We start from the raw sequence: 12,447 nt of genomic DNA, 5'->3' as shown, positions 1-12,447 counted from the left end.
GCCCGGGAGTTCAGGCCCGGCCGATCGTGGAGCAGCGATACGTCAACTGAGGCGGGGTGACCGTGGGCGCGGTCACCCCGCCTCAGTCGTCCCCGTCGCGGTCCGGTGCGCCCGGAGCGGAGTCGCCCCGCTGCCCACTGCCCTCGCCCGGTCTCTCGTAGCCGCCGCGCAGTTCGTCCATCGGCATCGCGCCCAGCGGGCCGGGCGCCTCCTTCCTCAGCCCCCGCACCAGGCGCCGTACGGCCGCGGTCGCCACCGCGGTGAACGCCGCCGCCAGCAGCGCCAGGGGAACCGATGCGATCAGCGCCCACGCCGGGAGCCGCCACTCCCCGAACGCATCCATCGCGTATGTCACCGCCGCGCCGATGAGCAGCAGGCCCAGCAGCAGCCGGGCGGGTTCGAAACGGTGGCGGTTCATCGGCCGTCCTCACCCCGCTCGTCGCGGGGCACGGTGTGTACCGGCACATGGTCGGTCCGTTCGCCGGAGGGCAGCAGCCGCACGATCTCCACCTGCCCCGCGGTCATGTCCACCGACAACTTCAGCGTGCCCTTCTCCTTGCGGGTGCCGGACGGCGGGAGCGACAGCCGCTCGTGCCTGGCGAGGCCGCCGAAGCTCTCGACGACGAAGTGGTCGCCCTCGCGGTCGGTCTGGGTGGGCAGCCGGATCTCGCCCGCCGCCACGTCCGCGTCGAGTTCGACGCGGGTACCGCGCGGCACGACGACCTTGAGTGCTCCGGCCCCGACCTGCACACGCGTCCGCACGGACTTGCCGTCGCCGGTGAACCGCACGCCGGTGAGGTCGAGTTCGCCGGAGCCGCCGTCCAGGTCGTACGTCCTCGCGACGTCGGACGCGGAGGAGGGTGCCCACGTGACGTCACGCCAGTCCGTGCCGATGCTCTTCGGAAGCAGCGAGGCGCCCGCCAGCAAGGCCGCCGTCACGACGGTGAGGAAGACGCTGCCGAAACCGATCCGCCCGGCGAACGCGCTGACCGCGAACCCGATCCCGTAGACCGCGAGGGCGCAGGCCAGCCCCACGGTGAGGCTCGTGCCGATCGGCCGCGACTCCCAGAGCGGCGCGGCTCCGGCGACCGCCGCGGCCGAGGCCGTCATCGCGACCAGCCCGCCGAACGTACGATCGCGCCGCCTGCCGTCGCGCCCGCGCCGGCGGGGGCGTCCGCCGCCCCACGGGACTCCGGTCGCGTAGGGGTCGCCCCAGCCCGCTCCCGTCCTGGCGTCCTCCGGGCCCCACAGATAGCCGGTGTCGCCGTGGCCGCCGACGCCGTCCTTCGTCAGGGGTTCGCGCCACCACGACGGCGTCGCCGGTACGGGCGGAGCCTGCGTCTCCGGAGGCGCGTCGGCGACCGCGTGCGCGGTGGCCGGGTCCACCGGAGCGCCGACGGCCTCTGCGGCCTCGGCCTCCCGGCGGTGGTGCGACCAGTACGCGGCGCCCGCGACGGCGGCGACGAGCAGCAGCGAGAAGGGCGTGCTGCGGTTGCCGAGCGAGGCGAGGAAGAGTCCGCAGCCGACGAGGGCGACGAGGATCGCGGAGAGCGTCGTGCCCTCGACGCGGCCCGAGAGCAGCCACCGCGCCTCGTTCTGCCGCTCCCCCTCGGCGGGGATCAGCAGCCAGGCGGCGCCGTAGAAGACGAGGCCGAGGCCGCCGACGACGGAGAGCACGACGAGCGGCACCCGGAAGATGACGGGGTCGAGGTCGAAGTAGCGGCCGAGGCCCGAGCACACGCCGGCGACGGTCTTGGGGCGGCGGCTCCGTGTGAGGCGGCGGGCGGGCTGCGCGGCGCCGGGGTCGTCGACGCCGCCGGGGCAGCCACCGGGGCCGGAGCCGGGGCCGGGGCCGGGGCCGGGGCCACGACCGTGACCGTGGCCGCCGGCGCCCCCGCCGTGAGCCTCGCCGTGGTTGCCGCCCTGTGCGTTGCCGTCCCCGCCGTCCCCGCCCTGGTCGCCGCCCTCGACGCCGTCCTTCTCCGCGTGCGCGCGCGTACGGCCGTCCCCGCCTTTGCCCCCGTCGGCCGGCTCCCGTGGCGACGAGTGCCGCGACGGCGCCTGCTCGTCGTCCTCCGTCATGCGCCCATGGTGTCTCCTCCGCCCCGCCCGGCACATCGGGGCCGTCCCCTACAGGACCCTGATTCGGGCTCGGGCCCCGAACAGCGTCCGCGCGGCGCCCGGCACCGCTCTCTCCCGCCCGCATACGGGGAGGGATCAGGGTCCACCCTGATGCCCCGCTCCATCCGAACGTGTGACGATCGGTGCATGACCCCCGCCCCGCAGGCCGCCGCCGCACACGCGGCAGGCAGCGGTATGCCCTCCGGCGACGACGCGGAGCACGACGAGCGGCCCCCGCTGCGCAAGCTCTACCGCAGCGCCGAGGGCCGCATGCTCGGCGGCGTCGCGCGGGGCCTGGCCGGGCACTTGGGGCTGCCGGTCGCCTGGGTCCGCATCGTCTTCATCGCCCTCACCGTGACTGACGGCCTGGGCGTGCTGCTCTACCTGGCGTTCTGGTTCGTGGTACCGCTCGGCACCGGAGGCGTCGGCTCCGGCCGGAGGGGCGGCGCACCCGGCACGACCGCGCCCGGCACCACCGCACCCGGCGGCGAGCGGCACGGCACCGACGGCTGGACGCGGCTGCGCGTGCGCAAGCCCGACAAGGGCCAGGTCTTCGCCGTGCTGGCCCTGCTCGTGGGCGCGGCGGTGATCGCCGACAACATGCAGTTCGGGCGGGTCAACACGTATCTGTGGCCGGTGCTGCTGATCGGTCTCGGCGTCGTGCTGGTCTGGCGCCAGGCCGACGACGCCCGCCGCGCGCACTGGGCCGAAGTCACCCGCCGGCGCGGGCTCGTGCCGATCGCCCGCAGCGCGGCGGGTGTGGTGCTGGTGGCGGTCGGCGTGAGCGGAATCGTCGTCGTACAGGGCTCGGCGCGGCATCTCGGCCCGGTGCTGCAAGCCGCGCTCGCGGTCCTCGTCGGTGTCGCGCTGCTCGCGGGCCCGTACCTCGTACGGATGATGCAGGACCTCTCCGAGGAGCGCCTGATGCGGATCCGCGCACAGGAGAGGGCCGAAGTCGCCGCGCACGTACACGACTCCGTGCTGCACACGCTCACCCTGATCCAGCGCAGCGCGGACGACCCGCGCGAAGTGGCCCGCCTCGCCCGCGCGCAGGAGCGCGAGCTGCGCGAGTGGCTGTACAAGCCGCGCGGGAAGGGCGAGGACGAGGAGCAGAAGCCGCAGACCCTCTCCGCGGCGGTCAAGGCGACGGCGGCCGAGGTCGAGGACCACCACGGCGTCCCGATCGAGGTCGTCTGCGTCGGCGACTGCCCGCTCGACGACGGCCTGAACGCACAGATTCAGGCCGCGCGCGAGGCGATGGTGAACGCCGCCAAGTACGGTGCTGGGGGCACCACCCATGCCGGAGGCCATGGGGGAGGGGGCGCCGTCCAGGTCTTCGCGGAGGTGGAGGGCCGCACGGTCTTCGTCTCGGTGCGCGACCGCGGTCCGGGCTTCGACCCCGACGCGGTCCCGGAGGACCGGATGGGCGTGCGCGAGTCCATCATCGGCCGCATGGCGCGGCACGGGGGCACGGCGCGGCTGCGGTCGGCGCCCGGAGAGGGGACAGAGGTGGAGCTGGAGATGGAGAGGGCGGCTCAGTCGTGACGGACGAGACACCAGGCGGCGCGGGCGACAGCACCGGCGCGGGCACAGGCGAGGGCGCCGCGTCCACGGGCGACGCGGCAGGCGCGGCAGGCGCGGCTTCGAGCGGGTCCCGCCAGGTCAAGGTGGTCCTCGTCGACGACCACCGGATGTTCCGCGCGGGCGTCCAAGCGGAGATCGGGCGCACGGATGAGACGGGGGTCGACGTCGTCGGCGAGGCCGGAGACGTGGAACAGGCCGTCTCCGTCATCACCGCCACCCGCCCCGACGTCGTCCTGCTGGACGTCCACCTCCCGGGCGGAGGCGGCGTCGAGGTCCTGCGCCGCAGCGCCTCGCTGATGGGCGCCGCGGACTCCCCCGTCCGCTTCCTGGCGCTCTCCGTGTCGGACGCGGCGGAGGACGTCATCGGCGTCATCCGCGGTGGAGCCCGCGGCTACGTCACCAAGACCATCACCGGCGCCGACCTCGTCGACGCGATCTTCCGCGTCTCCGACGGCGACGCCGTCTTCTCTCCGCGCCTCGCGGGCTTCGTCCTGGACGCCTTCGCCTCCACCGACGCCCCGCCGATCGACGAGGACCTCGACCGCCTTACCCAGCGCGAGCGCGAGGTGCTGCGGCTGATCGCCCGGGGCTACGCGTACAAGGAAGTGGGCAAGCAGCTCTTCATCTCCGTGAAGACGGTCGAGTCCCACGTCTCCGCTGTGCTGCGCAAGCTCCAGCTCTCCAACCGCCACGAACTCACCCGCTGGGCCGCCGCCCGGCGCCTGGTCTGACCTCGCCGCCATGTCCGGCAGGGGGTTCGGCGGCGGTCCCCGGCCGGGCCGGATGTACCGCACACAGGCTCTGGTTTCGCCTGCGGGCAAACGTCACAATGACGGAAGATAGGTCGCGTGGCCCGCTCACTTGTCGTGTAGGAGCGGCGGGCTCGTAACCGACTGAGGCCGACCCGGGGGGATTTCGGGCCACCTGGTGAGCTGGGGCTCTTGGCGGCTGCGGGCACGTGCGCAGAGGTGTGTTCGCTATGACTCAGCCACCGCAGGACGGTTACGGCAGTCCTCGCTACGGGGGCCGGCGGCCTCCCCCGCCGCCGGTGCCGCAGCAGCCGCCGCCCAGGCAGTTGCAGCCGCGGCAGCAGCCTCCGCCGCAGCCGCCGACCGCCGGGTTCGGGTACTGGGACACGGCGACGCAGCGACTCCCCCCGGCGCCGCCGCCCGAGCCTCCGCTCCCCCCGCAGCAGCCCTCCTGGCAGGAAGCGCCCGCGCCGCCGTACGGATACGAGGGTGCGTACTGGGACGACGGCCAGCCCACCGCGTACGACTACGCGCCGATGGGACCGCAGCGGGCCCACCGTTCGAAGACGAAGCTCATGGTGCTCCTGGCGGGCACGATCCTCGCGATGCTCCTCGCGGCCGGCGGTGTCTACTACATGTCCGCTGGGCAGGGCGGCGGCGGTGCGAGCGGCGCGGCGCAGCCGGAGAACGGCGCCCCGCCGAAGGCCGGTTCGGAGCCGGGTTCGGAGCCCGGTTCGGAGCAGCAGCAGGACAAGGGCCCGGAGGGCGGTGGCGGGCGGCAGTCCGGCGAGGGGGCGGCGGAGAAGACCGGCTTCGAAGGGCGCTGGCTGGCCGGCGGCGGGAAGAAGCTGACGATAGGCGGGAAGCTCCGCTCGGGCCGGGCCGAGGGCAAGAACTCCGTCTCGTACACCGATCCCGGCGGCGAGGGCTCCTGCTTCGGGATCGGCGACGAGCGCCGGGCCGGAGCGGTCTTCCGCATGGCGCTCCAGTGCGGCGAACCGCACGAGAAGAACTACATCGCGGGCGATTCCACCCGCACCGACGACGAACTCACCGTCGAATGGGACGAGGGCAGCCGCGAAACCCTCACCTGGCAGGGCGACTAGAGATCCTTCGCTCAGACCCAGCAGGCCCAGCAGGCCCAGCAGACCCAGCAGGGCCGGGCCGGAGCCGGGCCCTGCGTCAGGAACCGCCCGCGAGGGCGCGTGCCTCACGGCCCGAGAGCGCGCGGTCGAAGGCCCGCACATCGTCGACCGTTCCCCTGAACCCCTGGAAGGGTCCCCCGGCCAGCAGCCCGCGGCCGACCGTGAAGTCGCCGTCCGCCGGCCAGTCGCCGTCGTGCGTGACCGTGTCCTGGAGCTTGCCGTCGACGTAAAGGCGGATCTGATTGCCCGGGTCGTCGTAGACCCCGGTCAGGGATGTCCAAGCGCCGGGCTGGGGAGGGGAGTCGGAGAGCGCGACGTCCGTCCCGACGTCCTGCGCGTCGTCGTCGCGGATGCCCATCGACCAGCGGTCCTCTTCCGCGTCGTACTGGAGCGCGAACCCGCTGACCTCGTAGCCGTCCTGGCTGATCACGGTCTGGGTGCCGCCCTTGTCCAGCAGCTTCACGCGGGCGGAGACGGAGAAGCTGCGCTCCGTGTCGAGCACATGGCCCTCCGAGGAGACGTCCTGCGACCCGTTGAACTCCAGCGCTCCGTTCACGAGCCTCGGCAGCGGGTCGCCGAAGAGGTTGCCGATGATGTTGTTGGCCGAACTGTCCGCCGCCGTCGCACCGTCGACCCTGTCGAAGAGCCACTCCAGCGCGGCGTCCACGGGCGGGACGCCGCTCGGCTCGGCAGAGCCGCCCGGACGGCCGCCGCCCCTCGGGGGCGGAGCGGTCTCCGTCGCCGTGACGGTCGAGGTGGCGGTGGCGGTCGCCGTGGTCGGTGAGGAGCGCGGCGGCGGCACGGGCGCCTGCGACGCGCCCTGCGCCGGGGGCGATTCGCTGCTCTGCGGCGAGCCGAATCCGAAGCCTCCGGAGTACGCGGCGGCCACGACGAGCGAGCACGCGGCGACGACGGCCGCGCTCTGCACGGCGCGCTTGGTCTGATGCCGTCTCTTCCCGTCCCCGGGCCGCGGACCGTCGGCGCCGGTACCCGGTGACAGCCCGCGGAGCCTGCCGGGGAGCCCGGCCATGAACCCGCCGGCCGCGAGTCCGTCCACCCTGCGGCGCGTCAACTCCCGGAGCCTGTCGGTCAGTCGGCCCTCGTACGAGCGCTCACCGCGGGCACCGGCGGACGCCGCGGCGGCAGCGGACCCGTCACGCGTCTCCTCCTCGGCCCCGTGCGCCGCCCGCGCCGCGCCCCCGGCGGGCGACGGCAGCGTGGACGCGGCGTACTCGGGCCCGCCCCACGGCAGCAGCGCCTCCGCCAGCAGCGCCCCGCAGTGCACATGCATCAGCCCGAGGTCGTCGACCGCCTGCGAGCAGTGCCGGCACCGCTCCAGGTGCGGCATCAGGTCCGCGGCGGTCTCGATCGACTTCTGGTCGGCGTACGCGAGCAGCGTGCGCTGGTGGCGACGGCAGTCCTCGTCCCTGAGCTCTTCCTCGTGGATGCGGACGTAGGCGTTGTAGAACTCCCTGCGCGCACGCCTGTTGAGCACCGAGACCTCGTCGGTCCCGCCGCCGAGCAGCTGGTCGATCCTCGCGACGCCGTCGTACTCGACCGCGTAGTGCCACAGCACCGTCTGGCTGTGGTCCGGAAGGGAGCCGAAGGCCCGCGCCGCCATGGACGTACGGGGGAAGTCGTCCGCCGAGGAGTCGCCCCGTCCCTCCGAGACATAGCTCTGGATCCAGCCGACCAACTCGTCGTGCAGCTCTTCACGTTTGGCCGTGCCGGCCCAGTCGGCGGTCGTGCGCAGCACCGAGCACAGGGCATGCGGGCGCATCGCGCCGACGCGCGTGCCCTCCCGTAACGTCGTCGCCCGCACCCACGCGTTGTCGGCCAGCTCGCGGGCGGCCTCCTCGCTGACGGTGCACACCGCCGCGAAGTCCCTCACGGCATGGAAGTGGCGGCGCTCCAGCTCGCGCAGCGCGTCACGGCGCGGTTCGCCCTCCTCCCGCAGCAGCGGGAGGAGTTCCGCGTCTGACAGTCGCGCACATTCCATCCGTTCGTTCATTCCCCAGATTCGACGGCGTCTCTGTCACGAGACGGATGCTCAGAGTGCATAGCCGATAACAGTACGAGGATACGACGTGCCGGAGGCCGAATCGGCTCCATCGCCCAGCCCGACGGAAGAGGCCGGAAAAGGCCGCTGCGATTGCGAACATTTACGAACAACCATGAACAAGGCGGGAGTTCGGCGCCGTCAGCGTGCACGCCCCCGTGCGCCGTAGTTCTTTCGCTTCTGTGACGGCCGCCGGCAGGCCTCCCGCGGAGGGCATGGCCGCCCTACCATCACGACCATGCCCGCCCGGAGCCGGAAGATCCTCGTCCGCGACATCGCGCTCGTCGCCGTCGCGCCCCTCGTGCTGGCCGGGTTCGGGCTCGGGCACCCCGGCGGGCTGCGTCCGCACAACGCGGCAATGTGGGCCGAGATGCACATCTGGCTGCTGCCCGTCTGGCCGCTGCTGGCGCTGGGTGTGCTGGTCCCGCTGTGGGGGCGGCCACGGCGGGACGTGACGGGCGTGGCCACGGTCGTCGCATGGGCCGGAGCGTTGGGCTACGCGGTCTTCTACACCGGGCTCGACGCCGTCGCCGGCATCGGGGCGGGCATCGCCGAGCAGCACGGCGGCGCGGACCGGCGCAGAGTCGTCAACCCGATCTTCGACACCGGCGACGCGCTCGGGCAGGCGGGCGTGTGGTGCCTGACCGCCGCGGTGATCGCGGCCTCCGTCGCGCTGTTCGTCCGGTACGGGGCGCGCGTGCTGCCGGGAACGGCGGTTCTGCTGGTGTGCTGCTGGTCCTTCCTCGACAGCCACATCTTCTTTCCCCGCGGGGTGGTGACGATGCTGGGCTTCGCGCTCGGCTTCGCTCTGCTGACGTGGGCGGCGGCGCGGCCGACGCGGCCGGCGGGGCCGCCGGCCGGCCGGGCCACCGCCTGATCACGCCGTCGTCCCGTCGCCGTCTACCGGCCGGCACCGGAACTCATCGGGACGAGAGCGGACGAGAGCGGACGGGAGCGGGGGCCGGGAGCCGCACCCGGGCTGCCGGAAAAGGCCGACGCGTCGACGGCCCGAAGGGCCGTGCAAGGCTGGGTCCATGACCACCACGACACCGGACGGGCGCCCCATCCCCGCCGCGCACGCGGACGAACGGACCATGCTGGAGGGCTGGTTGGACTTCCACCGCGCCACCCTCACCCTCAAGTGCGCCGACCTGGACGACGGTCAGCTGCGCGAGAAGGCCGCGGAGCCGTCCGAGATGACGCTGCTGGGTCTCGTGCAGCACATGGCGGAAGTCGAACGCAACTGGTTCCAGCGGATCTTCGCGGGTCAGGACGTGCCGCGGCTGTACGGGGAGGGCCGGGACGGATTCACGCTCGATCCCGAGAACGGCATGGCCGAGGCGATGGCCGCATGGCACGGTGAGGTCGAGCGGGGCCGCGAGCTGATCGCCAACGCCTCCCTCGACGACTCCGGGCCGCTCCCGGAGGAGGCCGTCGCGATCATGGGCGCCGACAGTGTGTCGCTGCGCTGGATTCTGGTGCACCTGATCGAGGAGTACGCGCGGCACAACGGCCATGCGGACCTGCTCCGCGAGCGCATCGACGGCACCACGGGCAGCTGAACGAGCGTGCCGGGCACGCGAAGTGCCCGGCACACGCCGCCCCGCCCCCGTACGTCACTCATCCGTCCGGCCACGCCGGGCGGCCCTATGCCGCAGGGCAGCCCGGCGCCCTCTCACACCATCGGCCGCCGCTGCCCGGGAAGCCGCACCCGCCGCGCGGAGGCGCCTCCCCCGCCGGGCTTCGCACTCCCCGGACTCCGGCCCGTACCACCGCCGTTGCCGCGGGCGTCACGCCCGCCCGCGCCCGCGCGCAGCACCGTGCGCGCCGCCTGCCGCAGCGCCGCCACGCCCCGGTACTCGCTCCGCGCGGGCAGCCAGGCGAGCGCGGCCGTGACCGGTGCGAGGCCGGGGATGTCGGCGTACGCGAGCCCCCGGCGCGGATACAACTCGCGGGCGGCGGCGGGCAGCAGAGCGATTCCCTCACCCTGCGCCACCGCGAGGAGCAGCGGCTCCAGATCCGTCACGACCGGGCCGAAGCGCACAGGGGTGCCGTCGGGCCGCGGGTTGACCGTCCAGTGATCCCACCACTCGCGCACCGACTCGCCCGCCACGTCGACGAACACGCGGCCCGCGAGATCGCACAGGCTCAGCGGGCGCGGCAGCGACAGCAGCGGATCACCGGCCGGCAGGCACACCACCCGCGGCTCGGCGGCCAGTTGGAGCGTGCGAATGCCCGCGGGCAGCGGCGGGCGCAGGAACGCCGCGTCCACCTCGCCGCCCGTCAGCGCCTCGACCTGGCCGGCGAAGTCCAGGCCGCACATCTCCACGGCGCACTCGGGATTCCGCGCGCGGAACTCCGCGAGGATCTCCTGCGTGTACGGCATCGCCGCCTCCGCCCCGATGAACCCCACGCGCAACCGCCCGCTCACGCGCCGCGCCTGGAGCTCGGCGGCCCGCCGCAGCCGGTCCGCCGCCTCGACGGCCGCACGGGCCGCCGGCAGCAGTGCGCGGCCCTCCGGCGTCAGCTCGACCCGGCGCGTGGAGCGGTCCAACAGGCCGAGTCCCATGCGCCGTTCGAGCGCGGTGATCTGTCTGCTGAACGCGGGCTGGCTGATGAACATCCGTCTGGCCGCCTGGCCGAAGTGGAGCTCCTCCGCCAGCGCCAGGAACAGGCGCAGTTGATGAACACTCGGATCGTTCCCCCCAGTTGATGTCTTACGGTCCCCACTGCCGCTCGACTGTTCCACCCCGTATGCCCCCCATACCGAATCCTGTATCAATTTGCGCTACAACGGCCTGAGTTTTCCCTTTCATCAGCACCTGCCATACAAGCACGATGAGTGACGTCTCCGGGACGGTCCGCCATCAAGTGGGCGGCGCCGGAGAGCCCACTCGAAGGGGGAACACAGTGAAGAAGTCACCGCGCAAGGCCCTGGCGGTCATGACCGCGGCGGCCGCCCTAGCCGGCGGCACGGTCCTGGCCGGAACCGCGTCCGCGGCGCCGCAGCAGGACTCCGGCAGCCAGGCGCAGCAGCTCCAGCGGCAGGTGGACAGCTACCTGGCCAAGGACGCGGGAGCACGCCAAGTCTCCGCGGACAAGGTCGCGTTCAACGGGGGAACCGTCACCTTCCCCGCCCGCGGCCAGGGGAACTCCTCCGCCGTCCGCGCCCCGTCGTGCGCTCACGGCCATCTGTGCATCGTCGACGGACGCGGCCAGAGGTACGACTACTACCGCTGCGGCACGTACAACTTCTACGGAATCGGCGACGGCACGTTCAACAACAACCAGACCACGGGCACCGTCGCACGCTTCTACAACCGGAACGGGAGCCTGCGCTGGACGAACAGGGCCAAGGACACCGGCACGGCGTCCTGGACCCCGGTCTGGAAGATCAAGCCCTGCTGAGCCGACTCTGCCTGTCCGAGCAGACCGAGGTGAACCGAACCGGTCCGGGCCGGGCTGAACCGAGCTGAACGGTCCCGGAGCGGTGTGCACGACCGTGTCCCCGTCCCGCAACCCGGGCCGGGGACACGGCACTTGGGGGCAGGCCGCACCGGCAGGAGCGCCGGCAGAGGCACGGCAGGAACGCCTGACGGCACACCGTCAGCCCGCGGGCCGCTCGGCCGTCACCCGCGACGGTACGTGCGGCTCCGAGCACCCCCGGCGGGCGGCCTGCTGCTCGGCGAACCCGGCGAGCAGAGACCGCATCTTCCCGGCGCTCAGCACCGGCGCCTCGCCGTCACCGCCCAGCGCGCGGATGCGGAAGGCGGCGTCCGTACCGTGGCAGCGCGCGGTGGCCCAGCCCTGCGAGCCGCTCACCCACGGCTTCTCCCGGCCGCCGGCCCTCCACAGGCCGTCGGCGAACTCGCCGTGGAACGCCGTGAGATCGAGCGCTTCCGTCCCCTCCGCGACCTGGCCGGATCCGGTGCCGTGGCCGTTGCGCTCCACCAGGCAGCTTCCGACGGGCGCACTCCTCGACATCCGTACCTCCGCGCTCCACGCGCGCTCCGGCCTGAGCGGCGCACGGGCGAGCACCGCGCAGGGAGTTCCGGCGGTCTGCCGCAGCGGCACCGGCTCCGGCCTGGCCACCTTCTCGGGAACGGACAGCGGCTCGGCACCGCAACGCAGGTTCTGCGAGGCCTTGTTGGCGAAGGCGACCGCGGCGCGCGCACCCGCGTCATAGGACGCGCCCGCGCCGGGCTCGTCCCCGGACTCGTCGTCGCCGAAGTAGCCCGGGACATGAGCCCTCGTGTGGAGCTTCCGCGATCTCCCGTCCGCGCCCTTGCCGAGCTGGGGGCAGTCGAGCGTCAGGACGAGGTCGCCGCGCTGCGACTCGTATCCGGGGAGCCCCTCGGGCAGCGCCAGCCGGGCCGGCTCGTGGCCGGAGAAGTCGCGGGAGAGGTGCCGCCGCACGTCCTCCTGCGCGGTGTAGGCCGAGGCACGGAAGCGGTAGCCGCGGCCGGAGTCCCCGTCGTTCACCTCGCACCGGTAGCGGCCGAGCTGCCCGTCGACCTCGTCCTCGTGCCGGTACAGATGCCTGTCGTCGTCCATGGGCTTCGCGCCCATGTCCTCGAGGACGCCCTCGGGCAGGGCACCGCCGCACGCGTTGCGGGCGACCCACCAGTCGTTGGCGTACGGCTCGATGATCGCCGCGACGACGCCGAGCACCACGAGTCCGGCGGCCACGGCCCCGATGATCCGCTTCCGCCCGTCGCGGCGGCGAGGCCGCCCCCCGATATCCGTCACCCAGGCAAACTACCGCCGTGGGCGACTCTCGCCTGAGATC

General features: G+C 73.4%; 11 protein-coding genes. 6 read left to right on the top strand and 5 right to left on the bottom strand.

What is annotated here, in order from left to right; translation table 11 throughout:
• Positions 1 to 82 precede the first annotated feature (82 nt).
• Positions 83 to 418, bottom strand: coding sequence for a hypothetical protein (locus QQM67_RS01640; RefSeq protein WP_314171677.1), 336 nt, complete (start codon positions 416 to 418; stop codon positions 83 to 85).
• Positions 415 to 2,082, bottom strand: coding sequence for a PspC domain-containing protein (locus QQM67_RS01635; protein ID WP_314171675.1), 1,668 nt, complete (start codon positions 2,080 to 2,082; stop codon positions 415 to 417). The genes QQM67_RS01640 and QQM67_RS01635 overlap by 4 nt, the downstream gene beginning before the upstream one ends.
• Before the next feature lie 186 nt (positions 2,083 to 2,268).
• On the opposite strand from QQM67_RS01635, the gene QQM67_RS01630 reads away from it, so the two are divergent.
• From QQM67_RS01630 to QQM67_RS01620, 3 genes are all read left to right on the top strand, one after another.
• A complete protein-coding gene (locus QQM67_RS01630) occupies positions 2,269 to 3,666 on the top strand; it encodes a PspC domain-containing protein (protein ID WP_399064833.1) in 1,398 nt (465 codons plus the stop codon).
• Entirely contained in the window at positions 3,663 to 4,436 is a 774-nt protein-coding gene (locus QQM67_RS01625; RefSeq protein WP_314171673.1) for a response regulator transcription factor, read from the top strand. Before QQM67_RS01630 ends, QQM67_RS01625 begins: the two co-directional genes overlap by 4 nt.
• A gap of 248 nt (positions 4,437 to 4,684) precedes the next feature.
• Positions 4,685 to 5,560 (top strand): hypothetical protein, encoded by an 876-nt coding sequence (locus tag QQM67_RS01620; protein WP_314171671.1) that lies wholly within the window; start codon positions 4,685 to 4,687, stop codon positions 5,558 to 5,560.
• Positions 5,561 to 5,636: 76 nt separating this feature from the next.
• Here QQM67_RS01620 and QQM67_RS01615 read toward each other — a convergent pair whose 3' ends face one another.
• Positions 5,637 to 7,598: a LamG domain-containing protein gene (locus tag QQM67_RS01615; protein WP_314171669.1), complete on the bottom strand. Its 1,962-nt coding sequence runs from the start codon at positions 7,596 to 7,598 to the stop codon at positions 5,637 to 5,639.
• A gap of 298 nt (positions 7,599 to 7,896) precedes the next feature.
• Between QQM67_RS01615 and QQM67_RS01610 the strand changes: the two genes are divergently transcribed.
• Positions 7,897 to 8,535 carry a hypothetical protein gene (locus QQM67_RS01610; RefSeq protein ID WP_314171668.1) on the top strand — a complete coding sequence of 213 codons (639 nt, stop codon included), beginning with the start codon at positions 7,897 to 7,899 and terminating at the stop codon, positions 8,533 to 8,535.
• 157 nt (positions 8,536 to 8,692) lie between these two features.
• A complete protein-coding gene (locus QQM67_RS01605; protein WP_314171667.1) occupies positions 8,693 to 9,220 on the top strand; it encodes a DinB family protein in 528 nt (175 codons plus the stop codon).
• 113 nt (positions 9,221 to 9,333) lie between these two features.
• Here the strand turns inward: QQM67_RS01605 and QQM67_RS01600 are convergent, their stop codons facing one another.
• Complete coding sequence (locus QQM67_RS01600) at positions 9,334 to 10,407, bottom strand: LysR family transcriptional regulator (protein ID WP_314171666.1); 1,074 nt, start codon at positions 10,405 to 10,407, stop codon at positions 9,334 to 9,336.
• A 161-nt stretch (positions 10,408 to 10,568) separates the two neighbouring features.
• On the opposite strand from QQM67_RS01600, the gene QQM67_RS01595 reads away from it, so the two are divergent.
• A complete protein-coding gene (locus QQM67_RS01595; protein ID WP_314171664.1) occupies positions 10,569 to 11,066 on the top strand; it encodes a hypothetical protein in 498 nt (165 codons plus the stop codon).
• Between the two features lie 198 nt (positions 11,067 to 11,264).
• Here the strand turns inward: QQM67_RS01595 and QQM67_RS01590 are convergent, their stop codons facing one another.
• Entirely contained in the window at positions 11,265 to 12,407 is a 1,143-nt protein-coding gene (locus QQM67_RS01590; protein WP_314171662.1) for a hypothetical protein, read from the bottom strand.
• Positions 12,408 to 12,447: the final 40 nt, after the last annotated feature.

Origin of the sequence: Streptomyces winkii (genome assembly GCF_032248595.1) — a bacterium.
Lineage (GTDB): Bacteria > Actinomycetota > Actinomycetes > Streptomycetales > Streptomycetaceae > Streptomyces > Streptomyces winkii.
The sequence above is the reverse complement of the archived record's forward strand: the minus strand, read 5'-3'. Positions and strand labels throughout refer to the sequence as shown.